This is a genomic window from Clostridium moutaii, assembly GCF_041205085.1.
GTDB classification, from domain to species: domain Bacteria; phylum Bacillota; class Clostridia; order Clostridiales; family Clostridiaceae; genus Clostridium_B; species Clostridium_B moutaii.
In genome coordinates, this window is record NZ_JBGEWD010000001.1 from 200,382 (window position 1) to 224,085 (window position 23,704).

The following is a 23,704-nucleotide window of genomic DNA, read 5'->3' on the forward strand; positions in this document are numbered from 1 at the left end:
TAAGAGCAAAGATCGGAGTTCAAATATCAAAGTTCAAATATGGTTGATTTTTGATTTTCGGTATATACCGAAAATCTTCATTATTTGTTCTTTTTTCTCTGTTCTTTTTTCTTTGCACTTTGTTCTTTTCTCTTTCTCTCTACTATCTGTTTTTCCCCAATGCATTGTAGGTTCTAACCGCACCTGCACTTGCTGGGCTGATGGCCCTGAGCATCTGATTTGTAAAACCAAGCCATTGTTTTATAAGTGCCTGGTTTGTATCTTTTTGAAATTGCACTTTTTCCAGCAATTCCACTATATTATCGTATGTCCTTTTCATATTCTCATCCTTTGCCTCTACTATAACTTCCCTCATGGCCTTGTTTTTAGTTATCTTTCTTCTTTCCACTTCCCAAAAAGCCACAGTCTTGCTTTTCTCCTCCAGTACCTTTACTATTTTGTCCAGTTTAAAGACTTCTCTTTTTATAAGGTACTGGTTTTGCTCGTCTAAAGCCTGCAGCAGCTCTTTTAAAACTGAATACTCACTATTCATTATATTCATCAACTGCAGTGACATAAAATTTCACCTCCATAGACCTATATGGAAACATATCATATTTTTCCCTTCATGGCATCCAAGATTTTAGATGCCACTAATTTTTTATCCACATTATAAGTACCGCTTCCCACGGCTTTTTTTATGTTTTCAATTTTATCCTTAGAACTTATGAACTTATCTTCAGGAGAATAAGAGCTTAAACTTTTTCCTGTAGATGAAATTTCAATGGAATCTTTCACACCTATATTTTTAGTTATTCCATGTTCCCTTTTATTCCCTCCGTAAATATTCAATACTTGATTCAGACTGATCCCATTAATTTTCATATTAATACACTCCCTTAAATTAATAGATTCAAATGTTCCTTCTTACTTATTATTAGTATTATCGGGTATATGTATTTAAGGTTTATACTTTCAATAAAAGATAAATAGGTTAATTTAAAGGCAAAGTCCCTTTAAATTCCCACTTTAACGCATATATCAATTTAATTATATTCTTAATTAAAAGAAGCATTCTTAGAGAATGACCTCGTGAAAAAATTAGACAATCCAGGTTCTGAGCCCAGATTGTCTAATTTACTTTTTTTACCACGGGGTCTGACCCGATACCATTTTTTACCACAGGGTCAGACCCCAGATTGTCCAAGATTGTCTCTTTTATCTCAAGGATCTGATTCTCTCCTCGTTGCTTACAATGCCTGTTATCCTGACTCCAAAATTTTCATCCACCACTACAACTTCACCATAAGCTATCTTCTTTCCATTTACCAGTATCTCCACCGGTTCTTCCGCCAGCTTATCCAGTTCTATTAGTGATCCTGTACCCAAATTTAATACATCCTTGATATTTTTTTTGGTTCTTCCAAGTACAACGGATATTTCAAGAGGTACATCCAATATCAAATCTATATTTTTAGGCACAGTTTCAACAGCTTTAGGTTTGCCAAGAGGTTGAAAGGCTGCCTTCTGCACCGGTACCTGCTGCTTGTTTGCACTTGTTTCTATAGGTTTTTCATTTATACTGTTGTGGGCCTGGGTCGCTGAAGGAGACGCTGCTGCAGCTTGTGAGACAGAAGGATTTGAATCTGCTTCACCCTTATTCTCTGAAACTTCAGGTTCAGCAGCAGCGGCCTCTTCCTCATTTTCCTGACCCATCATTATGGAAACCACCTTTTTTGCAGTTTCTACGGGAAACAGCTGCATTATATGGCTGTCCACTAAATTACCTATTTTAAGTGAAAAGGATACTTTAACCACAGGCTCCTCTTCACTTATTCCCTCGGACAGCGGCTTTGTAAGATCATCCCATATCTTGGATGAAGGCGGTGATATATTTACCTCCCTCATAAACATAGTTGCCATGGAAGTAGCTGCAGAACCTATCATCTGGTTCATAGCCTCAGATACTGCACTTATTTCTATTTCACTGAGTTCGGACTTTTTATCCTCTCCCTTGCCGTCACCGCCCATCATAAGGCTTGCTATAACCGCTGCATCCGTCATCTTCATCACAAGAAGATTTTCACCTATTATTCCTTTAGTATATTTAACTTCCAGTGCGATATTTGGGACTTCAAATTCATCTTTTAATTTTTTCAAGGTGGTTAAAGTTACCACAGGAGTAGTTATGTTCACCTGCTGGTTTATTATTGTAGAAAGTGCTGTGGATGCAGATCCCATAGATATATTTCCTATTTCACCCAGCAAATCTTTTTGTACATCTGATAATTCAGTTGTATCCTGAGAGTCTGTTTCTAACGCCGGATCAGTTTTATCTTTTTTATCTTCTCCCCCATTTAAAAGTGCATCTATTTCTTCCTGTGAAAGAAACCCATTACTCATAATTTTCCACATCCTTACTTATAATATCTAGTATCTCAATGCCCATGTTCTTCCCTATTACACCAGGCTTGCCATAACAATATACCTTATTTTCTACCATTAACTTCACGGGACTTTTAACGCTTTCGTTTAGAGACACTACGTCTCCTATATTTAATTTCAAAAATTCTTCCACTGTAAGGCTGGCAGTTCCAAGTAAAGCCGAAAGCTGCATCTCCACTATATTTAACCTTTTTCTAAGCTTCTCTTTAGACTCATTTACTATATCTTCATCACTGTCTTGAAACCAATACTGTACCACCAGCCTGTCCAGTACTTTTTCTATACTCAAATAGGGGATGCATATATTTATGAAAGTATTACTTTTCCCCATTTCTACAGAAAAAGTTATGAGAGCAACGGGATCGTTAGGTGCAAGAGTCTGATTTAATGCCGGATTTGTTTCAATTCCCTCTACTTCTGTTTCCACTGGCATTACATCTTCCCAGGCCAACTTTAAATTTGATATAAGCCCTGTATTCACCACTTTTATAATATTTTTATCTATATCCGTAAATTCCCTGACCTTGTATTTTCCTGCTCCCCTACCCCCCAGAAGCAAATCTATAACTTCAAATACAAATTGAGGGTTTATTTCAAATAGTACTGAACCACTTAAAGGCGGCATTTTAAATATAGTCAATATAGTAGGATTCGGCACAGAGTGAATAAACTCTTCATAGGTTATCTGCTGAACTGATTCTAATTTTACTTTTACATTGCTTCTCACCTGAGCAGTCAAGTAGTTTGAAATTATCCTGGCATAATTGTCATGAATAAGTTCGAGAGTTCTTATATGATCTTTAGAAAATTTCTGGGGGCTTCTAAAATCATAAGGTTTTATCTTCTGCTTTTCCTCTTCCTTAGGCACTTCATCAGGAGTAAGTTCCCCTGCAGACAAGGCAGCTAAAAGGGCATCTATCTCATTCTGTGATAATACATCTGCCATTCTCTTCCCTCATTTCTTGTGAAAATTCTAATTTGAAAGAAGTTTGTCTATATCGATCAGTGTAACTATTCTATCTTCAAGATTTATTATTCCTTCTATATAGGCTCTTTTTCTCTCATCATTTATCTTTTCAATAATATTTTCTTCTAAATCCAAAACTTCATCTACCTGATCTACAGTTATACCTACCAGTTCATCTTCCATTTCAAGTATAATTATATTACTTTCACTTTTATCACTCTTTGGAATATCCATTAAAAGATTTATGTCTAAAAGTGATATTACATTTCCCCTTAAGTTTATAAGTCCTTTTATATACGCTGGTGCCTTTGGAACTTTTGTTATCTCCATGGCATCATTTATACTCTGGACTTTAGCTGTTTCTACAGCAAATTGCTCATTATTCAATCCAAATATAACAACCTGCATATTTACACCTCCATGTGCATACGGGTACACAAACTATGTACTTATAAGCTGGAATATCAAAGCCACAGTTTTATACATCTTTTTAACAAGATTCAACCACAAATTCAATACTACTCAAATATTTCGTTATAAATTACCTTACCTTTATATTGGTTACAAAATTTTTAACTCACGATTTTTCATTTTACTATGAATTTACAACTTTGTTTATTGCCTCAAGAACTCTGTCCGGCTGGAATGGTTTTACAATAAAGTCTCTTGCTCCAGCTTTTATTGCATCCATAACCATGGTTTGCTGTCCCATTGCTGAACACATTATTATTTTGGCACTTGGATCCAGAGCTTTTATTGCCTTTACAGCCTCAATACCATCCATATCCGGCATTGTTATATCCATAGTGACTACATCAGGTCTTTCCTTTTTATATAATTCCACAGCTTTTATTCCGTTGTTTGCTTCTCCTATTATTTCAAATCCATTTTTTTCCAGTATGTCCTTTATCATCATTCTCATAAAAGCAGCGTCATCCACAATTAATATTTTAGCCATTTTTTTCCCTCCAAATTATATACTACTGTTATTATCCTATTCCTAAAGCATTTAAAATTTTCTCAAGGGAGCCGGGCATGGGGATATAATAAAAATGTCCGCTCACCTTGGAGTTGTTTTGCATAAGCAATGTTTCTATATCAAGGACATAGTCATCAAATTGTCCTGATTCTATAAATGTAGTTGAAAGTATTGCCCCCAGCATGTCGCAGGTAACTGCAGGTACTGAAGGTACAACATATAACCCTGTAAATTTAGACATGGAATTCATATAGGAACTAGCTATTATATTGCCCACTTCACATACAACTGAATTTCCCATGTCGTCCAGATAATCTTTTTTTTCGCCCGTAAGCATATAAGTGAGATCCAGTGCAGTATTTTTTTCAAATATAAAAAGTATATTTCCAGGTGCATCACCTAGTATTCTGACTATTACACCTACAACTATTTCATCTCCACCTATACTCTGGAAGATATCCTCAAAAGGCACTATGTTTATGGAAGGCACTGTCATATCGACTTTTTTATTTAAAAGCTGGGAAAGAGCTGTTGCAGCATTTCCTGTACCTATATTGCCTACTTCTTTCAGTGCATCCAATTGTATAGGAGTAAGCTCCTTATAATTCATAATTATCCTCCTTATACCAGGGATGCAACATCTAATATAAGCGTTACAAGTCCATCACCAAGTATTGTTGCCCCCATGTATTCTTTTAGATTCTGCAGTGTTTTTCCAAGAGGCTTTATAACAATTTCTCTCTGTCCCAAAAGTGAATCCACCATGAGCCCTACAGTTTTTTCTCCCACTTTAACTATAACTATATAATTTTTCTTACTATCTGATCTTTCAATTCCAAGTTTATCATATAATCTAATAAGCGGTATCACATTTCCATTATATATTATAACTTCACGGTTGTTTGTTATTTTAATAAGATCATCGCTGTAATCTATAACCCTGTCTACATAGCCAAGAGATATCGCCATGGTTTCATTCCCTGCTCCTATAAGCAGTACCTGAATTATCTGCAGTGTAAGAGGAAGCTTTATTATAAAGGTGGAACCCTTTCCCTCTTCGCTTATAAGATCCACAGTGCCTCCAAGAGAGGATATCTTGGTCTTGACTACATCCATGCCGACTCCTCTGCCTGAGATATCAGTTACTTCCTTATTAGTGCTGAATCCCTGCATGAATATGAGATTTTTTATATCATTATCCGACATTCCATCAGTATTTATACCCATATCCTCCGCTTTTTCCTTTACCCTGTCTACAGGTATTCCACTTCCATCGTCTTCTACTTTTATAACTGCCTTGGTTCCTTCCTGGTAGGCAATAAGTTTTATTTTTCCAACAGGATCTTTTCCCTTTGAAATTCTCTCTTCCTTGGATTCTACGCCATGATCCGCTGCATTTCTAATCAAGTGAATCAGCGGCTCTCCTATCTCATCTATTACTGTCCTGTCAAGTTCTGTATCCGCTCCTTGAATTATAAGTTCCATTTCTTTATCCAATTCTACGGATAAATCCCTTATCATCCTGGGGAACCTGTTAAATACTGTATCCAGAGGAAGCATTCTGATTTTCATGACTAAATCCTGGAGATCAGAAGTGGTTCTTGCCACTTGCTCCAATGTTTCATTCAGCTCAGTCAATTTGTAATTACTGCTGATTTGCTCAAGTCTTGTCCTGTTTATAACCAGTTCAGATACCATATTCATAAACTTGTCAAGTCTTTCAAGGTCTACTCTTACGGATTGGTGAATTTTCTTATGGTTTTCTTTCTTTACAGGCTTTTTATCCTCTTTTTTTCTGGTTCCTGAAGCTGCAGGTTTATGACTTATATTGCTGCTTTGTTCAGCCTGGACTTTGACTTTAGCTCTTATCTCAGCTTCATTGGATGCATTTGCCTGCATCTTCTTTGCTTTTACAGATTTTATATCTACACTTTTTAAATCCACCTTTTCTACTTCAGATACATTAATCAATGTGTCATAAACTTTCTTTTCATCACTTTTAGTCAAAAAGATAAGTTGTATTTCAAATTCAAAGTTTTCATTTTCTATATCCTCTGCACTTGGAATTGACTTTATTATTTCTCCCATTTCTTCAAGATTCTTAAATATAAGAAAAGCTCTGGCTGATTTCAGCAGGGTACTTTCACTAAGATCAATCTTTATTTCATAAGCATTAAATCCCTTATCCCCTGCCTGTTTAACTACATTTATATCATATTCATTCAAGTTTACAGAAGAACTCTCTATATCTTTAACTTTTACTTCATTATCTTCTTTGGTGACAGCATGATTTTGTACAGCAGATTCCTCCTGCGGGTTTCCTGAAATTTTTTCCAGTTGATCTATAATTTCCTCAATGGGTACTTCTTCATCTACTCCTTCTTCTATATTTTTTATCATTTGCTCAAGGGTATCCAGACATTTAAATAAGACTGTAACTACATCTTGAGTGACTTTAAGCTGTCCGTCTCTAAATTCAGATAATACATCCTCCATTTTATGGGTAAGTTCTGCTACTTTGTTGAATCCCATAGTAGCTGCCATTCCCTTTATGGTATGTGCAACTCTAAAAATTTCATTCACCTTATCTATGTTATCTGGTTCTTGTTCAAGCTGAAGCAGTGAATCATTTAATGTCTGCAAATTATCCATTGCTTCCTCCAGAAACATAGACATATATTGTGATGTATCCATTTCTTTCCCTCCTTATAGCTTTCTGTACATAAAGGTAGATGCCTTTTCAAAATCATAATCCTTATAATTGTATATGCTTTCAGTGGCTCCAACAAATAATAATCCTCCTTTTTTCAAGGATTCACTGAACTTTTTATATATTTTATCTTTTATATCCTGATTAAAATATATCACCACATTCCTACATATTATCAAATCAAAATTATTTTCATAGTTATCCAGTATCAAGTCATGCTTTTTGAATGTAACCAAATTCTTTATTTTATCACTTATAATATATTTATCGTCTTTTACTGTAAAATACTTATTTAAATATTCCTTTTTTACATTTTTTATTTCCGATAAAACATATTCACCTTTTTTAGCTCTTTCAATTATAGTATTGTCTATATCCGTTGCTATTACCTTATGTCTTCCCATAGGGCTCAATTCATTTAAATACATGGCAACTGAATATGGCTCAGCTCCAATTGAACAAGCTGCACTCCATATTTTTAAAGAATTATTTTTAGAAAGCAGTTCCTCTTTCAGTTTGACTTTAAGTTCTTCAAATATTTCAGGATTTCTAAAAAACTCAGATACATTTATAGTTATAAAATCAAGAAATTTCTGTCTCTGCATGCTGTCCGCCTTTAAAAGCGCTATATACTCCTCTATGGTCTTTACTCCAACCCTAGACATGAGGCTGTTTATTCGTCTATGCAGCTGATTTGGTTTATATGCGGATAAATTTATGTTGAATTCCCTTAAAACCCACTGCTCAAAATAATCCATATCCATAAGTCTACCTCCTACCAAGCCTTATTATTTTTAATATTTCACTTGCTATTTTATCTATTGGCAGAACCATATCCACTTTGCCGGTAGCATAAGTTGCTTTAGGCATGCCATAAATGGTACAGGTTGACTCATCTTCTGATATGGTAACACCACCATTTTTCTTGATTTCTACAGTTCCATCTGCTCCATCTCTCCCCATGCCAGTTAAAACAACACTTATTATATTCTCTCCGTATACCCTGGAGGCAGATATAAATAATTTATCCACTGCAGGTCTTACGCCCCAAATGGCAGGTTCCACATTTAGATGTATCTTTTTATCTCTCCAAACTTCCATGTGAAATCCACCTTGAGCTATGTAAACAGTATTATTTTCTACATTTGTACCATCCTGTGCCTCCACTACTTTTATTTTGGAATTGGAATCAAGTCTTTCTGCAAAAGCCCTGGTAAATCCTACTGGCATATGCTGTACTACAAATACAGGCACTCCTATATTTTCAGGGAATTCCGTTATGACTGAATACAATGCCTTAGGTCCCCCCGTAGATGCCCCTATTACCACAGCATCTATATTTTTCCTTGTGTCCATTTTATAGTCTTCCGCATCTTCAGCATTTATCTTTATATAATTAGCAGCACCAATTTCTTCACGGCTTTTATTTCTATGTATTATGTGGGAGAACTTTTGCATCTTAGTTATATTTCCATAGGCGGCCTTTATTTTTTTTATCAATTCAATTCTCACTTTGTCTATATCCAGGGATATGGTACCGGAAGGCTTGGGCAAAAAATCAAACGCTCCTGCTTCAAGACATTCCATAGTAAGTTTTGTACCTTCTTTGGAAATACTGCTTAAAACTATTACAGGTACGTTTATATCTCTTTTTTTCAATTCACCAAGGGCCGTTATGCCATCCATCTTTGGCATTTCCACATCCAGAGTTATTATATCAGGCATATTTTTCCTGAAATTCAAGGAGAGCTTATTTAAAAGATCCTCACCATTTCTCGCAGTACCTATAACCTCTATAGAAGAATCATTATCTATCATATCCGAGATTATTTTTCTCATGAGTGCAGAATCATCTACTACTAAAACTTTAATTTTCTCCAAAGTGCTATCACTCCATTAATCTTTAAATTTCTTTTATCCCTATACCCACTGTTTTTATTTTAACCACTCCATCAGAGGTATCAAATATCATGGTTCTTCCCTTATTGCCTCCCAAATCTTCCGCCAATATTGAAATAGAATACTTTTTTAATATATTTTTTACAGCAATACCATTTCTATTGCCTATATCCATAATCATGCTTTTATCCGAAAAGTTGAACATGGACGCTCCCCCTGCTATTTTTGCCCTTAAATTTCTCCTGTTTACACCTAATTTCTCTAATTTTTCTATAAGCAGTGGAACAGCTAAATCAGCAAATTTCAAGGGATTCTTCGCACTGCTGAATTGAGTACTGTCTGGAAGCATTATATGTGCCAGTCCTCCTATATTTATTCTACTGTCATACAGTGCTATACCCACGCAGGAACCCAACCCAATGGTTATAATTTTGTCCGGGGAACTAGCAGTATTCATATCTGCTATTCCTACCTTTATCTCTTTTATCTCCATAAGTATGCAACCTTTCAATTTAAATTAAAATCATATGAGTTCCTTTTCCTCTTCTGTCAATATTTTCGTCAAATTTAAAAATATTATTATCTTTTCATCTATTTTAATAAGTCCCTTAATGTATCTTTTTGATATCCCCGCTACTATTTCCGGAGGTACTTCTATATTATCGGTCTTCACATCTTTTACTTCAGATACAACATCAACTATTATACCTATTTTATTGCCATCTTGCTTTGTGACTATAATTTTAGCCTGATCTTCTTTTTGATGAGAGTTAAGTCCAAATTTTTTAGTAAGGGATATTATGGGAAGAATATTCCCCTCATAGTTTATGACTCCTTCCACAAAATCAGGCGAATCAGGCAGCTTTGTAGTTTCCTCATATCCTAAAATTCTCTCTATCTCCATAATATCCGTGGCATAATATTCTCCATCTATACTAAATATCAATACTTTTATTTCCTTGTTGTCCATTTAAAAATCCTCCTTATTATTGCATAATTATAATACAAATAAACTTAATACAGCATGAGCCTACTAAGTTTAAATTGAGATCTCTACAAAACAAATTTATCTACTACTATAAGCCCTTCCTTCAAGTAAGCATGTACATTCTTACTTGGAGAGTCTAAAATCATTTCCTTGTTTCCCACCTTGAACACAGTATTGTGATAAGCCACATCAGCCCATATATCACCATGACTTTCCACTTGAAGTATTGTAGATACTCCTGCAGTACTTCCCACGGTCTTACACTTGATTCCTATTTTGGATTTCAAAATTCCTCCCCTTGCCACACTTCTCTCGTTTAAAAATTCAATAAAGCCATTGCCTGTAATATTTGATATATACTCTCCTCTTCCTGTCATTATTATATCGCCGGAACTTTTTATATCTGAATCCTGGCAATAAGATATATTTACATTTACAGGAAGTGCGAGTGTATCCTTAAATTCTTTTATTTTATCCTTGACTTTATCCATTAATTCATTTAATTCCGAATAATTTTCTATGCTTATGGGCCCCATCCCCATAAGTTTTGTTCTTATCAACTCAATTATTTCATTTTTTTCGCTTTCATTATCCTGCATATTTAAATCTGCAATTACATTTATACTCAATTTCAAAATGACTTTAAATTTACTTTCCAATAATATTTTTATTATTTCTCCATCCTTTTTATCACGGCCAAGCAAATTGTAGCTTTTTATTTCTTTTACCACATCAATTAATTTAGTCAAGTTTTTGTTTAATTTTTCAAGATGTTCCACAGCATTGATCTTTTTTACATTATCTCCCCCGCCGCATATTTTTGATGCAACAACGCTGCCACCCACAGATATATTGCCTGTTGCATTTATACTCGCCCTTTCCACTTCCTTATCTATAACAAGGTCATTTCCACACTCTACTTCCATTCCTTCTTTTACACTTCCGTGTATAACTATATCTCCCATAAACCTTATACTTCCTGTGCTTAAATCCACATCACCACTGATTTCATGAACTTGATGAACATAAAAAGTATTTCCCTTTACGGAAGGTTTACCATCAATAGCTGCTTCCACTGTATTTTCATCTTTAATAGTACATCCCATTCCCACTTTAAGCTTCAGACGTTTTCCCTTTTTATGCTTTAATATCTTGCCATTTACATCGTATCCATTTTCACCCTGGGTTCCTTCATGTCTTAATGCAATTATATCTCCCTTTTTTACTGAATTTACGACTCCTATGCTTTTAAAGTCTACATTGCCTCCCAGATCTTCCTTCAGATCCGCAAAAGTTTTAAACTTTGACTCTATCAAATCATCCTGTCCATTTACGGGTTCTTTTCCCCTTGCTACAAGTACTTTTTCACTGATTTCTACAACTTTTTTCAAATTTTCTTCTATTATACCATAAACTACTTTATTATTGGATAATTCTTCTTTAATTTCTTTTACAGTATATCTAGTTGGAGATATGCTCTTTAATATTTGAGTTTTCAAACTCAATTTTGGGCTTTCCTCCATGTCTTTCAATGCATATTCATTTTTAGATGTATATTTGATTTCTGCATAGGCCTTCATCTTGTCATCGGAAACATATATATTCAATTCCCTTTTCGGATCATTTTCAGTAAAGATTACTTTTATGTCACTGCGGTCAAAAACTTCACATTTATTTTCAACTTCAACCCCATCTACAAAAATTGATATATTATTACTTTTATAAATTACTGCAGGTTTTCCTTCTACTACAGGATCTTTTACAATTATCTTACCATTCAGCACTTTAGCAGTACCGTTATTTTCATTTATTTTTAAGTTATTATCTTTATCCACGGCTGGTGCCAGGTTTTTCTCACCATCATCCCAAAAAACTTCTATTATTGTTTTCTTTTTAAAAAACGATTTTTTTTGCTTCAAAATCTTATATTTCAACTTGTCCTTTGGCTTATGTAATTCATAACTTGCAGATTTCAAACAATCTTCCAATGAAATTCCCTGAAATATCTTTTTCATTATTTTCCCCCCAATAATAAAGGTTATATTTCTTCAAAATTCCGTATGTCATTTTTTACCTCTTCATCATATGCCTTCATTATTTTAATCAAGATTTTATTATTTGAAGAATTAAATTGAATATTTCCCACTGTTTTCACAGGCAGCACTTTTGGTGAAGTACCAGATATAAAAATTGCATCAACTTTATCTATATTCTTGTAATTCACATTTTCCTCCAGCACTTTTAATCCCAACTTAGTGCAGATCCCTATTATAATATTTCTGGTAGTTCCCGGCAGTACTTCTTTAAGAGGTGCTGTTATAACCTTTTCATTCTTTATCATAAATATATTGGACTTACTTCCTTCAGTTATATTTCCGTTGTTATCCACAAGTATTGCTTCAAATATATTGCTTTCTTTTATTTTTTTATCCACCTCGGTTCTAAATTTCTGGTTTATAACTTTGGCATTTGGATTTTCCCTTTCAATCTGAAAAAAATCAGTATGGACTCCCATTTTATAATCATTTAAAGATGGATAATGATGTTTTACAAAATACGCCAAAAACTTATTGTTTTTGCAAAAATTAAATATAAGTTTTACATTTCCCTCATAAGTTTCATTTATATGTGTCAACTGAAGTATGCTGTCTACGATCTCTTTTCTGGTAAGCCACAGCTTTAAATTAGTAACTTTAGAGGAATTATCCAATCTATCTAAATGTGCTTTTAGAAATAAGGGTTTTCCATCTATTATACGAATCACTTCATATAAGGATTTTCCATTTTCAAGTATATCATCTCTAAATTTTTCTCTACTTCTCACTTCATCATTATACAAAAAAAAGTTATTAAAACATTCACTCATCATAAACTCCCTCTTAAAATCTTATAATAAAATTTAATTAAATATTAATATTAATTATATTTTATCATTATCTAGAATAATTTCCTATATTATTTCAACTCCTTATTTACATTATGGCAATAATTTGTTCATATACAATCAATTATCTTTTCAATAAAGATATTCATATGATATTATTATAGAAAAGAATAAAGTTGAAAGCTTAAGGAACAGATGGGGTGATTTATTTGACAAAGCTTGCTATATTCGATGTGGATTTCACTTTAACCAGACGGGAAACCCTAATGGAATTTTACATATTCATGGTAAAAAAGAATCCAAGACTCATAGTATATGCACCATTTAGCATTATTTCGGCTTTTTTATTTGTAATAAAATTATTTACTGCAAAAAAAGCCAAGGAAAATTTTATTGCCTTTATAAATGGAATAGACGAGGAGGAAATGAAATGCCTGACAGCAGAATTCTATGAAAAAAGAATGTGCAAAATATTTTATAAGGATGGTTTAGATACCATGAAAAGATTAAAGGAGGAAGGTTGCAAAGTATATCTAATTTCTGCCTCTGCAGAATTTTATCTAAAAGAACTGTACAAAATAAAAGAGGTGGATAAGGTAATAGGCACCATATTTTCAATTAAAGATGGAAAACACCATAATAAAATCATAGGCAGGAACTGTAAAGGTGAAGAAAAAGTGAGAAGACTTATGGAGTCTTTAAAAAAAGATGATCTAGAGGTTGATTTCAAAAACTCATATATGTTCTCTGATTCCCTGTCAGATTTGCCTTTATTCAATATTGTGGGGAATCCATATCTTATAAATTACAAGAAAAAAAATGCTCATGATATCAAGGTACTCAACTGGAAGTGATTATTAGAGGGAAAAGAATAAAGAACAGAGAATGAGGATTTTCGGTATATACCGAAAATCTACCAAACTTGTTCTTTGATATTTATTCTTTATTCTTTGTTCTTTTAACTTTACTCTTGTTCCAACTGTTCATAATAAGCTGAAACTTCTTCAAATTCTCCTTCTTCAGGAATAACAAGTTCCCCTGCTTCTCCTTCGCCTTCCACTTTAAATAAATATACGGATTTATTTTGTGGATTTTGAACTATGGCATATTCATTGCCTTTAAATTCAAATCCATCAACTACTTCACATGGAACTACGTTTCCATTTTCATCTTCTAAATCTACAATTAATGCTTCATGATCTCCACAGTCGTCACATCCACAGCCGCAATCATGAACCATTTCACTTTCACCACAATTACAAGTTTCTACTTCATCATCGCAATTACAGTTATGTCCATTCAAATTTTCTTCATTCATAATCTATACCCGGCATTCACCTTTAAGGCGGATATCCTATCAATTTATAACCTAATCTCAAAACTTTCATCTATCCGGCTATAATTTTTAGTCATACTCTTACCGGGATATTCACCTCCTTTTTTATTGTTATGTTCTAATTTTAACCTTAATTCCAATATAATAAAAGCTTTTTTGAAAAATATTTTATTTTAATACTTAATAAAAATGCCGGGCAGCTGAGCTGCCTGGCACTTTAATTTCAATTATTGTTCATTTGCTAGCTTTTTATATCCTTCAATTCTTGTAAATGCATCACTCTTAGTCTTTGCAAATAAAGCATCTGCTTGCTCTGGGAATTGTTTAGCAAGTGAAGAGTATCTAACCTCACCCATTAAGAATTCCTTAAAGTCTGCAGTTGGTTCCTTGGAATCCAAGCTAAATGATTTCTTACCCTCTGCTTTTAATTCCGGGTTATACCTGTAAAGCGCCCAGTATCCACAATCAACAGCTTTTTTAGCTTCTCTTTGGCTCTTGCCCATTCCAGCTTTTAATCCATGATTTATACATGGAGCATAAGCTATTACAAGTGATGGTCCTTTATAAGCTTCTGCTTCTTTGATTGCCTTCAGAGCCTGATTCTTGTCTGATCCCATGGAAATCTGAGCTACATATACATATCCGTAAGTCATAGCCATCATTCCAAGATCCTTTTTCTTTGTCTTCTTACCACTTGCTGCAAATTTTGCTACAGCTGCTGTAGGAGTTGATTTTGAAGACTGTCCGCCTGTATTTGAATAAACTTCTGTATCAAGTACAAGTACATTTACATCTTCACCTGAGGCTAAAACATGGTCTAATCCACCATATCCTATATCGTAAGCCCATCCGTCTCCACCAACTATCCAGTGGGATCTCTTGATCAAGAAATCCTTGTTTTCATAGATTTCATTTAATACAGGGTCATTTCCCTTTTCTTTTTCAAGTAAAGCTATTATTTTGTCAGCTTTTTCTCTTGTACCTTCACCGTTGTCTACATTTTCAATCCAATCTTCAAAAGCAGCTTTTAATTCTCCGCTTAAGTTACCTTTTAAAGCTTCTTTTATACTTAACTCAAGTCTTTCTCTTGTCTGTTTTACTCCGAGGAACATACCCAATCCATATTCAGCATTATCCTCAAATAATGAGTTAGCCCAAGATGGACCATGTCCTCTGTAATTAGTTGTGTATGGAGTTGTCGGTGCTGAAGCTCCCCAAATTGATGAACATCCTGTAGCATTTGATATCATCATTCTGTCACCAAATAACTGGGTTACAAGTTTAACATAAGGAGTTTCTCCACATCCTGCACAGGCTCCTGAGAACTCAAGTAACGGCTGCTCGAACTGGCTTCCCTTTACATTGAATTTATTCATTGGATTATCTTTATGAGATACTGACATAGCATAATCCCAAGCATCTGATTTATATAATTGAGTATCCAGTGGCTTCATAATAAGAGCCTTTTCTTTTGCTGGACATACATCGGCACAATTTCCACATCCTTGACAATCATATGGTGAAACAGCCATTGTAAATTTAAGTCCCTTTGCTCCATTTGCATCTTTAGCTTCAAATCCCACAGGAGCTTTAGCTAATTCTTCTTCAGTTGTAAGAACAGGTCTTATAGCTGCATGAGGGCATACAAACGAACACTGGTTACATTGTATACATTTATCCACTTGCCATTCTGGAACAGATATAGCTATTCCTCTCTTCTCATAAGCTGCAGTTCCTGCTGGGAATGTACCATCTTCCATTCCAACAAAAGTGCTTACTGGAAGTTTGTCTCCATCTTGTCTGTTCATAGGATCAGCTATTTTTGAAATAAATTCAGGAACATCTTTTACTGCTGCCGCTTCCTCTTCTGCATCTTTCCATGAAGCTGGTATATCTATCTTGACTACAGATTGAACACCCTTATCTATAGCTGCATTGTTCATGTCAACAACTTTTTGTCCTTTTTTACCATAAGATGTTACAACTGCTTCTTTTAAATATTTAACAGCATCCTGTACTGGTATAATATCCGCAATTTTAAAGAAAGCAGCCTGGCATATCATGTTTATTCTTCCGCCAAGTCCAATTTCCTGAGCTATTTTAACAGCATTTAATGTATAGAATTCAACGTCGTTATTTGCTATATATTTTTTCATTGAAGCTGGTAATTCCTTTTCAAGTTCTTCTGGAGTCCAGATTGTATTTAATAAGAATTTACCACCTTTTTTAAGTCCTTCAAGTACATTGTATTTATGAACATAGGACTGGTTGTGTACAGCAATGAAATCAGCTTTGTCTATAAGATATGGTGATTTTATTGCTGATTTACCAAATCTTAAATGAGAAACTGTTATACCGCCGGATTTTTTGGAGTCATATGCAAAATATCCTTGAGCATACATATCTGTATGATCTCCTATGATCTTTATAGCACTTTTGTTTGCTCCTACAGTACCATCGGATCCAAGTCCCCAGAATTTACAAGCTGTAGTTCCTGCTGGAGTTGTATTTATATCTTTTCCTACTTTTAAAGACGTGTTTGTAACATCATCAACTATGCTTATTGTAAATCCATTCTTTGGAGCATCTGCCTTTAAGTTTTCAAACACTGGAAGAATGTGTGATGGTAACGTATCCTTGGAACCTAATCCATATCTTCCTCCAACTATAACTGGTTGTCCATCTTTCCCATAGAATGCATTTTTAACATCCAGGTAAAGAGGTTCTCCAATTGATCCAGGTTCTTTTGTTCTATCCAAAACTGCAATCTTTTTAACAGTCTTTGGTATATATTTAAAGAAATGCTCTATTGAAAATGGTCTGTACAAATGAACTGTAAGCAATCCAACTTTTTCACCCTTGCCGGTTAAATAATCGATTACTTCTTCTATGGTTTCACATACAGAACCCATAGCTATTATAATTCTATCTGCATCTTTTGCACCGTAATAATTAAACAGGTGATATTCTCTTCCTGTAAGTTTATTTATTTCCTTCATATAATTTTCAACTATTTCAGGAAGTGCATCATAATATTTATTAGGTGCCTCTCTTTCCTGAAAATATATGTCCGGGTTTTGAGCTGTACCACGAGTTACTGGATGATCCGGATTTAAAGCTCTTCTTCTAAAAGCATTTACGGCATCCATATCAACTAATTTTGCCAAATCTTCATATTCCAACAACTCAATTTTTTGAATTTCATGGGAAGTTCTGAATCCATCAAAAAAGTTTACAAACGGAACTCTTCCCTTTATTGCTGACAGATGTGCTACTGCAGCAAGATCCATAACCTGCTGTACTGAACTTTCTGCAAGCATGGCAAAACCTGTCTGCCTTGCTGCCATGACATCCTGGTGATCACCAAATATATTAAGTGAGTTAGCTGCAACTGCTCTAGCTGTTACCTGGAATACTCCCGGCAATAATTCACCTGCAATCTTATACATATTAGGTATCATAAGTAATAATCCCTGAGATGCAGTATAAGTAGTTGTAAGTGCTCCTGCCTGAAGTGAACCATGTACGGCTCCAGCTGCCCCTGCCTCTGATTGCATTTCCATAACTTTCACTTGCTGTCCAAAAATATTCTTTTTACCTTGAGCCACCCATTCATCCACATGTTCTGCCATTGGAGATGATGGAGTTATTGGATAAATAGCTGCCACATCAGTAAATGCATAGGAAATATAAGCTGCTGCTGTATTTCCATCCATAGTTTTCTTTTTACTCATAAAAATTCCTCTCCTTTTTAGTATTGTAAATTTTAAGTATAAATGATTGTACTTTTTTTAGTTTTTAATACTGATACAGTAATTATATCACAATTAGTACAGCAATTATACTACAAGCAAAAATTTTAATTAAAAAGTACAAAAAATATTTAGTTGTAATTTATTATGTTTTACAATTTTACTATACCTCAAAACGCAAAAATTTTAAATACATAAAGTAATTTTTTTAAAATTTTAAAGCTAATAATTATTTCAGATCCATATAATTCAGATGATAAAAACTATACTACAGATGCAATTTTTTTAAAATACAGTTGCATTTTGAACCCATAAATCAAAAAAGATCATTCACTATTAATATAAATAATCCCTTTGCTTGTCACATCTTTATATGTTTTTATTTTACGAGCAATTTACCTAATTCCCCGGCTTTTTGCAATTGTTCGTTACTAGGTGCCTCTTTAACTGCCAGTTCTCCTACCACCTTGAATCCGTAATCTTCTACAATTTTTTTCCAATTTTTCAAAAAAGCTCCTTCATCCCAGCCATATGATCCAAATAATACAGCTTTTTTCCCCTGTATAGGAAGAAGTTTAAATTCTTTAATAAACGGAGCCATATAATCCTGTTCTATTTTATTGTTATCAAGAGACGGGCTTCCAAAGGCCACAGCATCTGCAGAAGTTACATCTTCCACTTTGGCATCCTGTACATGTTTTATTGTTACTTTTGCTCCTTCGCTTTCTGCTCCTTTGGCAATTTTATCTGCCATCACTTCTACATTCCCACCATTACTCCAATATATTACGGCTACGTTTTTCATATAATATCTCCACCTTTCAATTTTATACAATTTTTCACTTGGATACACTGTTGAATAAATTCCATTTTATTCAACAGTGTATTGTGCCAGTATATATGTATATTTCTACATATTCCCCGTTTTTCCTTCTAAAAATAAAAATAAAAATATTTTTTTCACAAAGTACTTTACTATCTTAAAGTGTAAAGTTCTCATCTGAGCCTAAGAATTGCTTGATTAATTACCATATTTTTCTATCAAATTTATAATTTTGCTTACCCCATGACGGGCGGGACTTGTCTTCATGTTGTTTATGTATTTATCCCTTGATGTATAGAGCTCTTCAATCTTATCCAAAAATACCTTTTGTGTCATTTTCTCCTCCTGCAGTACCATGCTGTATCCGCTTTTTTCAAAAGAAGCTGCATTTAAAATCTGATCACCTCTGCTTGACGTTTTAGAAAGTGGTATAAGCAAATTTGGCTTTTTAAGTGCAAGTAATTCAAATATAACATTTGCACCTGCCCTGGATACAACTATATCTGCTGCATTCATTATATGGGGAAGTTCCCTGTTCAGATATTCAAATTGGATATATCCTTTTCGCATGTTCAGAGCCTTATCTACATTTCCCTTCCCGCATATGTGCACTATATTAAATACTCTCAAAAGCTCATTTAAAGAATTTCTCACTGTATTGTTTATAAATACGGAACCAAGGCTTCCACCTATTATAAGAAGAATTGGCTTTTCATTTTCAAATCCGCATAATCTTCTTCCCATTATTCTGCTTCCATCTAAAAGTTCCTGTCTTATTGGTGTCCCCGTAAGGACAGCATCATGCCCTTTTATACTTTTCAGGGATTCAGGAAATGTAACACAAATCTTTGTACAATAAGGTGCAGATAATTTGTTTGCAAGCCCAGGCGTCATATCCGATTCATGGATAATAACGGGTATTTTATTTAAATGTGCAGCAATAACCACTGGTACTGACACAAATCCTCCTTTTGAAAACACTATATTGGGTCTTTCTTTTTTCATTATGAGTACAGCCTGGAATATTCCCCTCAATACTCTAAAAGGATCCGTGAAGTTTTTCACATCAAAATACCTTCTCAATTTTCCACTTGAAATGACATGATATTTTATTTTTTCATCTTCTATTATTTTTCTCTCAATTCCATTTTTAGTTCCTATATATTGTATTTCATATCCCAGCTCTTTTAATTTAGGGACCAAAGCAAGATTAGGTGTAACATGCCCGGCAGAACCTCCACCCGTCAGTATTATTTTTTTCAAAATATATTTCCTCCCTGTAAATTTATGTTCATAATTTCAATTCAACATCTTAACATAAAATAAATAAAGTATACATTTTTCCATCCTTTAACTTCATTATAGTAATTATTTTTCATTTACACAACTGAAGATAATATATATTTATAAATTAAAATTTATAAATATGTATATTAAAATTAATTCTGTAAAGTCCCTAAATCGCCGTTTTCTATATGTAAGCTTACCTAATTATTATTACAAACAGTAATGACATTTTTAGCACAAATGTGTATAATAATAAATAAATATTTATTACTGATATTATGGAGGTTAATTTAATGGAATTAAAAAATGAACTTATTTCTAAACTGGTTAAAGTAGGATTAAATAAATATGAGGCCATGATATACTTAACTTTATTACAAAGCCAGGAAATTACAGCTTACGAAGCAAGTAAACGTTCAGGTGTACCTCAATCAAAAGTATATGATACCATAAAATCACTTTTAAATAAAAATATAATCACTAAAAATGGATTAAATCCTTCTAAATATATAGCTATATCTTTAGCAGAATTTTTAAACATTTATAAGAATGATACTAATTCTACAATAGATTATCTTCAAAATAATATTAATAATATAAAAGATCTTGCATCTATAAATTATTTATGGCATTTTGATGATACAGAACAAATCAAGACAAAAATTAAATCTATGCTGAAAAATGCTAAAAAATCAATATACTTAGACATTTGGAATACAGATTACAATTATTTTTATAAAGATCTATTGGATGCTAAAAAGAGAGGCATTAAAATGGTTTCCGTACTTTACGGTAAAGTTAACGAAATAGGAGAAGTCTTTTATCATGAAATGGATGGAATGGAAGAAGATGCAGCATTAAATGGAAGATGGTTAAGCCTAGTTGTAGATCATAATGAATGCTTATTTTCCATATTTCAAAATTCCGACACCAGTTATTGTATATGGACACAAAACAAACCTTTTATGCTTGTTACCGAATGTTTTATAACCCATGATATATTTATTTCTCAGATATACTCAAAACATAAAAAAGAATTGGACCAAGAATTTGGACCAAATTTAAAGAAAATAAGAGATAGTCTAGAAATAGGATAGTATAAATTTAAGGAACATTTCTTTTTTTATAATATAAATCATCAAACCAAATAAAGAAACGTTCCCATAAATACAATCTATAATTTAACAAAATTTAATCTCTTATTTAACACTAGAGCACAATACTCTTTTATCTGATGCTTTTATTACTGTACCACTTTTTCCGTTTAATGCCTCTTTAGCTTTATCAAGGGATGCTATTATAGCTTTTCTTCCTTCTTTGGAAGAAACAAATCTCATAGTAGCTTTGACTTTAGGAAGCATGCTTCCTGATGCAAACTGATTTTCCCTTATATACTTTTCTCCTTCTTCCATTGTCATACTATCCAGATTAATTTGATTTGGCTTGCCAAAATTAATTGCAACTTTATCTACTGCAGTTAAAATCATAAGTACATCAGCATTTAAATCTTCCGCAAGTTTTTCTGCTGCAAAGTCCTTATCTATAACAGCTGCTACTCCCTCTAATTCATTTTTCCCACTTTCAACTACAGGTACTCCACCGCCTCCAACAGTAACAAGTATTTGTCCATCATCAAACAGCTTTTTAATGGTATCAATTTCAACTATTTTCTTAGGCTCCGGCGATGCTACAACTCTTCTATATCCTCTTCCTGCATCTTCTTTCATATTATAGCCTTTTTCATCAATAAGTTTCTCTGCATCTTCTTTAGTATAAAAAGACCCAATTGGCTTTGTGGGATTTTTAAACCCCTCATCATCTTCGTCTACAACAACTTGCGTAATTACAGAGGTAACTGATTTATCTATTCCTCTTTTTTGCAATTCACACCTCAGTGCCTGCTGAATATGGTATCCTATCATACCCTGACTCATAGCCCCGCACAAATCAAAGGGCATAGCTGGCGTTACCTTGTTGGCATATTCATTTTGCATAACTATCCTTCCCACTTGTGGTCCATTTCCGTGGACAATTACAATTTGATGCCCTTCTTCAATCATATCTGCCAGACAAATTGATGTATACTTTATTACTTCTAATTGTGCTTCAGCTGTAGCTGGCACTCCTTCTTTCTGCAATGCATTTCCGCCTAAAGCTACCACTATCTTCATTATTACTCCTCCTAAAATCAAATATGCTATTCATTTTGGTAAATTTAAATTATCCTATTGCCAGCTTACCTGTCATCAGCATGACAAATGCACTAATACCTACAACTAAAAAAATCATTGCTATTACTTTTTCATATGATAAAAGCCCAAATTTGCTGTCTTGACCTTTTTCCTTCTTTGATATTACAAATGGAATTATACCTATTGCATAAAGTATAGTTACAAGCAAAATATATTTAACTCCAGCTGCATACACTAGCCATGCGGTATATATACTTGCAATAGATGCAAATATAATATTTAATCCTCTTGCTTTTCCGTTTTTATCATTGATTTCAACCTTTAATCCAAATAATGCACTAAACAAGTAAGGAATCAATATAGCCGAACTAGCAATTGAATATAAAATTTGATAAGTGCCGCTGGAAAATAACGTCAATACAAGTGAGATTTCCACTAATATAGCAGTAATCAATAGTGAATTAGCTGGAGATCCATGTTTGTTTTCTTTAGTAAATATTTTTGGGAATACACCATCTTTTGCTGCTATATACGGAATTTCAGCTGCCAAAAGTGTCCACCCTAGGGTTGCACCAAGTAAAGAAATTATTAAGCCCAAATTTATTACAATTGCTCCCCATTTACCAACAGCGCTTTCGAGTACATATGCCATTGATGGTGTATCCAATTTAGAAATACCTACCCTGTTCATTATTCCTAAAGATAAAACGGTTATCAAAACATATATTATTAACGTTCCCACTAATCCTATAATAGTAGCTTTTCCTATATCACTTCTATTTTTAGCTCTACCTGAAACCACCACAGCCCCTTCAATCCCTATAAATACCCATAAAGTCACCAACATGGTACTTTTGACTTGATTCATAATACTACCCAGACTTGGAGTGGAATTCCCCCAGAAATCCAAAGTAAATATATTTACTTTAAACACAATAATGGCTGCAATTATAAATATGAATATTGGGACTAATTTTGCAATTGTAGTTATTACATTAACTATGGCTGCCTCTTTGATTCCCTTTAATATCAAAGCTTGAATAAGCCATATAATAATAGATGCCGCAATAACAGATACTAAATTATTTCCTTTACCAAATATAGGACAAAAATATCCAATAGCTCCAAACATCATTACCAAATAAGATACATTTCCAAGCAGTGCACTTAACCAATACCCCCAAGCTGAATTGAAACCTATGTAATCTCCAAATCCGGCTTTAGCATAACTATATATTCCACCATTTAAATCCGGTCTTTTCATTGAAAGATTCTGATATACAAAAGCTAATGCTATCATACCAATTCCAGTAATTATCCATCCTATAATGATTGCTCCAGCACTAGCTCCATTGGCCATATCAGCTGGTAAAGAAAATGCTCCCCCTCCGATCATTGAACCAATAACTAATGCTATAAGTGAAAATAATCCCAATTTATTATCTTCCACAAACAAAACCTCC

Annotated in this window: 22 protein-coding genes; 2 read left to right on the top strand and 20 right to left on the bottom strand. The window is 33.7% G+C overall.

Annotated elements, in window-relative coordinates; genetic code table 11:
- Positions 1–142 precede the first annotated feature (142 nt).
- The 14 genes from AB8U03_RS01160 to AB8U03_RS01225 form a co-directional block, all read right to left on the bottom strand.
- Positions 143–556, bottom strand: coding sequence for a flagellar protein FlgN (locus tag AB8U03_RS01160; protein WP_369702698.1), 414 nt, complete (start codon positions 554–556; stop codon positions 143–145).
- 35 nt (positions 557–591) lie between these two features.
- The gene (locus AB8U03_RS01165) at positions 592–864 is read right to left on the bottom strand and encodes a flagellar biosynthesis anti-sigma factor FlgM (protein ID WP_369702699.1); all 273 of its coding nucleotides are present in this window, start codon (positions 862–864) and stop codon (positions 592–594) included.
- A gap of 333 nt (positions 865–1,197) precedes the next feature.
- Positions 1,198–2,382, bottom strand: coding sequence for a flagellar motor switch phosphatase FliY (fliY, locus tag AB8U03_RS01170; protein ID WP_369702700.1), 1,185 nt, complete (start codon positions 2,380–2,382; stop codon positions 1,198–1,200).
- Positions 2,375–3,370 carry a flagellar motor switch protein FliM gene (gene fliM, locus AB8U03_RS01175; RefSeq protein WP_369702701.1) on the bottom strand — a complete coding sequence of 332 codons (996 nt, stop codon included), beginning with the start codon at positions 3,368–3,370 and terminating at the stop codon, positions 2,375–2,377. Before fliM ends, fliY begins: the two co-directional genes overlap by 8 nt.
- Positions 3,371–3,397: 27 nt before the next feature.
- On the bottom strand, positions 3,398–3,799 hold the full coding sequence (locus tag AB8U03_RS01180) for a chemotaxis protein CheW (protein ID WP_369702702.1): 402 nt from the start codon (positions 3,797–3,799) through the stop codon (positions 3,398–3,400).
- Between the two features lie 187 nt (positions 3,800–3,986).
- Positions 3,987–4,349: a response regulator gene (locus AB8U03_RS01185; RefSeq protein WP_369702703.1), complete on the bottom strand. Its 363-nt coding sequence runs from the start codon at positions 4,347–4,349 to the stop codon at positions 3,987–3,989.
- A gap of 31 nt (positions 4,350–4,380) precedes the next feature.
- Positions 4,381–4,980, bottom strand: a complete 600-nt coding sequence (locus AB8U03_RS01190; RefSeq protein WP_369702704.1) for a chemotaxis protein CheC — start codon at positions 4,978–4,980, stop codon at positions 4,381–4,383.
- An 11-nt stretch (positions 4,981–4,991) separates the two neighbouring features.
- The gene (locus tag AB8U03_RS01195; protein ID WP_369702705.1) at positions 4,992–7,064 is read right to left on the bottom strand and encodes a chemotaxis protein CheW; all 2,073 of its coding nucleotides are present in this window, start codon (positions 7,062–7,064) and stop codon (positions 4,992–4,994) included.
- A 12-nt stretch (positions 7,065–7,076) separates the two neighbouring features.
- Positions 7,077–7,844: a CheR family methyltransferase gene (locus AB8U03_RS01200; protein WP_369702706.1), complete on the bottom strand. Its 768-nt coding sequence runs from the start codon at positions 7,842–7,844 to the stop codon at positions 7,077–7,079.
- Positions 7,845–7,848: 4 nt separating this feature from the next.
- Positions 7,849–8,961 carry a protein-glutamate methylesterase/protein-glutamine glutaminase gene (locus AB8U03_RS01205; RefSeq protein WP_369702707.1) on the bottom strand — a complete coding sequence of 371 codons (1,113 nt, stop codon included), beginning with the start codon at positions 8,959–8,961 and terminating at the stop codon, positions 7,849–7,851.
- Positions 8,962–8,983: 22 nt separating this feature from the next.
- Positions 8,984–9,472: a chemotaxis protein CheD gene (locus tag AB8U03_RS01210; protein ID WP_369702708.1), complete on the bottom strand. Its 489-nt coding sequence runs from the start codon at positions 9,470–9,472 to the stop codon at positions 8,984–8,986.
- Between the two features lie 30 nt (positions 9,473–9,502).
- Positions 9,503–9,949: a chemotaxis protein CheW gene (locus AB8U03_RS01215; protein WP_369702709.1), complete on the bottom strand. Its 447-nt coding sequence runs from the start codon at positions 9,947–9,949 to the stop codon at positions 9,503–9,505.
- Between the two features lie 83 nt (positions 9,950–10,032).
- Positions 10,033–11,982, bottom strand: a complete 1,950-nt coding sequence (locus tag AB8U03_RS01220) for a DUF342 domain-containing protein (RefSeq protein ID WP_369702710.1) — start codon at positions 11,980–11,982, stop codon at positions 10,033–10,035.
- Between the two features lie 23 nt (positions 11,983–12,005).
- Positions 12,006–12,833 (bottom strand): aminotransferase class IV, encoded by an 828-nt coding sequence (locus AB8U03_RS01225; RefSeq protein WP_369703011.1) that lies wholly within the window; start codon positions 12,831–12,833, stop codon positions 12,006–12,008.
- Between the two features lie 227 nt (positions 12,834–13,060).
- Between AB8U03_RS01225 and AB8U03_RS01230 the strand changes: the two genes are divergently transcribed.
- Positions 13,061–13,705 carry an HAD-IB family hydrolase gene (locus AB8U03_RS01230; RefSeq protein WP_369702711.1) on the top strand — a complete coding sequence of 215 codons (645 nt, stop codon included), beginning with the start codon at positions 13,061–13,063 and terminating at the stop codon, positions 13,703–13,705.
- A gap of 110 nt (positions 13,706–13,815) precedes the next feature.
- Here the strand turns inward: AB8U03_RS01230 and AB8U03_RS01235 are convergent, their stop codons facing one another.
- The 4 genes from AB8U03_RS01235 to AB8U03_RS01250 all read right to left on the bottom strand — a co-directional run bounded on the left by AB8U03_RS01235 (position 13,816) and on the right by AB8U03_RS01250 (position 20,025).
- Positions 13,816–14,169 (bottom strand): DUF1292 domain-containing protein, encoded by a 354-nt coding sequence (locus tag AB8U03_RS01235; protein WP_369702712.1) that lies wholly within the window; start codon positions 14,167–14,169, stop codon positions 13,816–13,818.
- A 245-nt stretch (positions 14,170–14,414) separates the two neighbouring features.
- On the bottom strand, positions 14,415–17,921 hold the full coding sequence (gene nifJ / locus AB8U03_RS01240) for a pyruvate:ferredoxin (flavodoxin) oxidoreductase (protein WP_369702713.1): 3,507 nt from the start codon (positions 17,919–17,921) through the stop codon (positions 14,415–14,417).
- Positions 17,922–18,318: 397 nt separating this feature from the next.
- On the bottom strand, positions 18,319–18,744 hold the full coding sequence (locus AB8U03_RS01245; RefSeq protein WP_369702714.1) for a flavodoxin: 426 nt from the start codon (positions 18,742–18,744) through the stop codon (positions 18,319–18,321).
- A gap of 216 nt (positions 18,745–18,960) precedes the next feature.
- Positions 18,961–20,025, bottom strand: coding sequence for an undecaprenyldiphospho-muramoylpentapeptide beta-N-acetylglucosaminyltransferase (locus AB8U03_RS01250; protein ID WP_369702715.1), 1,065 nt, complete (start codon positions 20,023–20,025; stop codon positions 18,961–18,963).
- A gap of 317 nt (positions 20,026–20,342) precedes the next feature.
- Here AB8U03_RS01250 and AB8U03_RS01255 point away from each other — a divergent pair, with 317 nt between their 5' ends.
- A complete protein-coding gene (locus tag AB8U03_RS01255; RefSeq protein ID WP_369702716.1) occupies positions 20,343–21,146 on the top strand; it encodes a TrmB family transcriptional regulator in 804 nt (267 codons plus the stop codon).
- Positions 21,147–21,248: 102 nt separating this feature from the next.
- On the opposite strand, the gene arcC is transcribed toward AB8U03_RS01255, so the two are convergent.
- Both arcC and arcD read right to left on the bottom strand, forming a co-directional pair.
- Positions 21,249–22,220 carry a carbamate kinase gene (gene arcC, locus AB8U03_RS01260; RefSeq protein ID WP_369702717.1) on the bottom strand — a complete coding sequence of 324 codons (972 nt, stop codon included), beginning with the start codon at positions 22,218–22,220 and terminating at the stop codon, positions 21,249–21,251.
- A gap of 49 nt (positions 22,221–22,269) precedes the next feature.
- Positions 22,270–23,691, bottom strand: coding sequence for an arginine-ornithine antiporter (gene arcD, locus AB8U03_RS01265; protein ID WP_369702718.1), 1,422 nt, complete (start codon positions 23,689–23,691; stop codon positions 22,270–22,272).
- Positions 23,692–23,704 lie beyond the last annotated feature (13 nt).

Coding starts and splice junctions, on each gene's coding strand:
- AB8U03_RS01160 (WP_369702698.1), bottom strand. CDS start 556: ATGTCACTGCAGTTGATGAATATAATGAATAGTGAGTATTCAGTTTTA.
- AB8U03_RS01165 (WP_369702699.1), bottom strand. CDS start 864: ATGAAAATTAATGGGATCAGTCTGAATCAAGTATTGAATATTTACGGA.
- fliY (WP_369702700.1), bottom strand. CDS start 2,382: ATGAGTAATGGGTTTCTTTCACAGGAAGAAATAGATGCACTTTTAAAT.
- fliM (WP_369702701.1), bottom strand. CDS start 3,370: ATGGCAGATGTATTATCACAGAATGAGATAGATGCCCTTTTAGCTGCC.
- AB8U03_RS01180 (WP_369702702.1), bottom strand. CDS start 3,799: ATGCAGGTTGTTATATTTGGATTGAATAATGAGCAATTTGCTGTAGAA.
- AB8U03_RS01185 (WP_369702703.1), bottom strand. CDS start 4,349: ATGGCTAAAATATTAATTGTGGATGACGCTGCTTTTATGAGAATGATG.
- AB8U03_RS01190 (WP_369702704.1), bottom strand. CDS start 4,980: ATGAATTATAAGGAGCTTACTCCTATACAATTGGATGCACTGAAAGAA.
- AB8U03_RS01195 (WP_369702705.1), bottom strand. CDS start 7,064: ATGGATACATCACAATATATGTCTATGTTTCTGGAGGAAGCAATGGAT.
- AB8U03_RS01200 (WP_369702706.1), bottom strand. CDS start 7,844: ATGGATATGGATTATTTTGAGCAGTGGGTTTTAAGGGAATTCAACATA.
- AB8U03_RS01210 (WP_369702708.1), bottom strand. CDS start 9,472: ATGGAGATAAAAGAGATAAAGGTAGGAATAGCAGATATGAATACTGCT.
- AB8U03_RS01215 (WP_369702709.1), bottom strand. CDS start 9,949: ATGGACAACAAGGAAATAAAAGTATTGATATTTAGTATAGATGGAGAA.
- AB8U03_RS01220 (WP_369702710.1), bottom strand. CDS start 11,982: ATGAAAAAGATATTTCAGGGAATTTCATTGGAAGATTGTTTGAAATCT.
- AB8U03_RS01225 (WP_369703011.1), bottom strand. CDS start 12,833: ATGAGTGAATGTTTTAATAACTTTTTTTTGTATAATGATGAAGTGAGA.
- AB8U03_RS01235 (WP_369702712.1), bottom strand. CDS start 14,169: ATGAATGAAGAAAATTTGAATGGACATAACTGTAATTGCGATGATGAA.
- nifJ (WP_369702713.1), bottom strand. CDS start 17,921: ATGAGTAAAAAGAAAACTATGGATGGAAATACAGCAGCAGCTTATATT.
- AB8U03_RS01245 (WP_369702714.1), bottom strand. CDS start 18,744: ATGAAAAACGTAGCCGTAATATATTGGAGTAATGGTGGGAATGTAGAA.
- AB8U03_RS01255 (WP_369702716.1), top strand. CDS start 20,343: ATGGAATTAAAAAATGAACTTATTTCTAAACTGGTTAAAGTAGGATTA.
- arcC (WP_369702717.1), bottom strand. CDS start 22,220: ATGAAGATAGTGGTAGCTTTAGGCGGAAATGCATTGCAGAAAGAAGGA.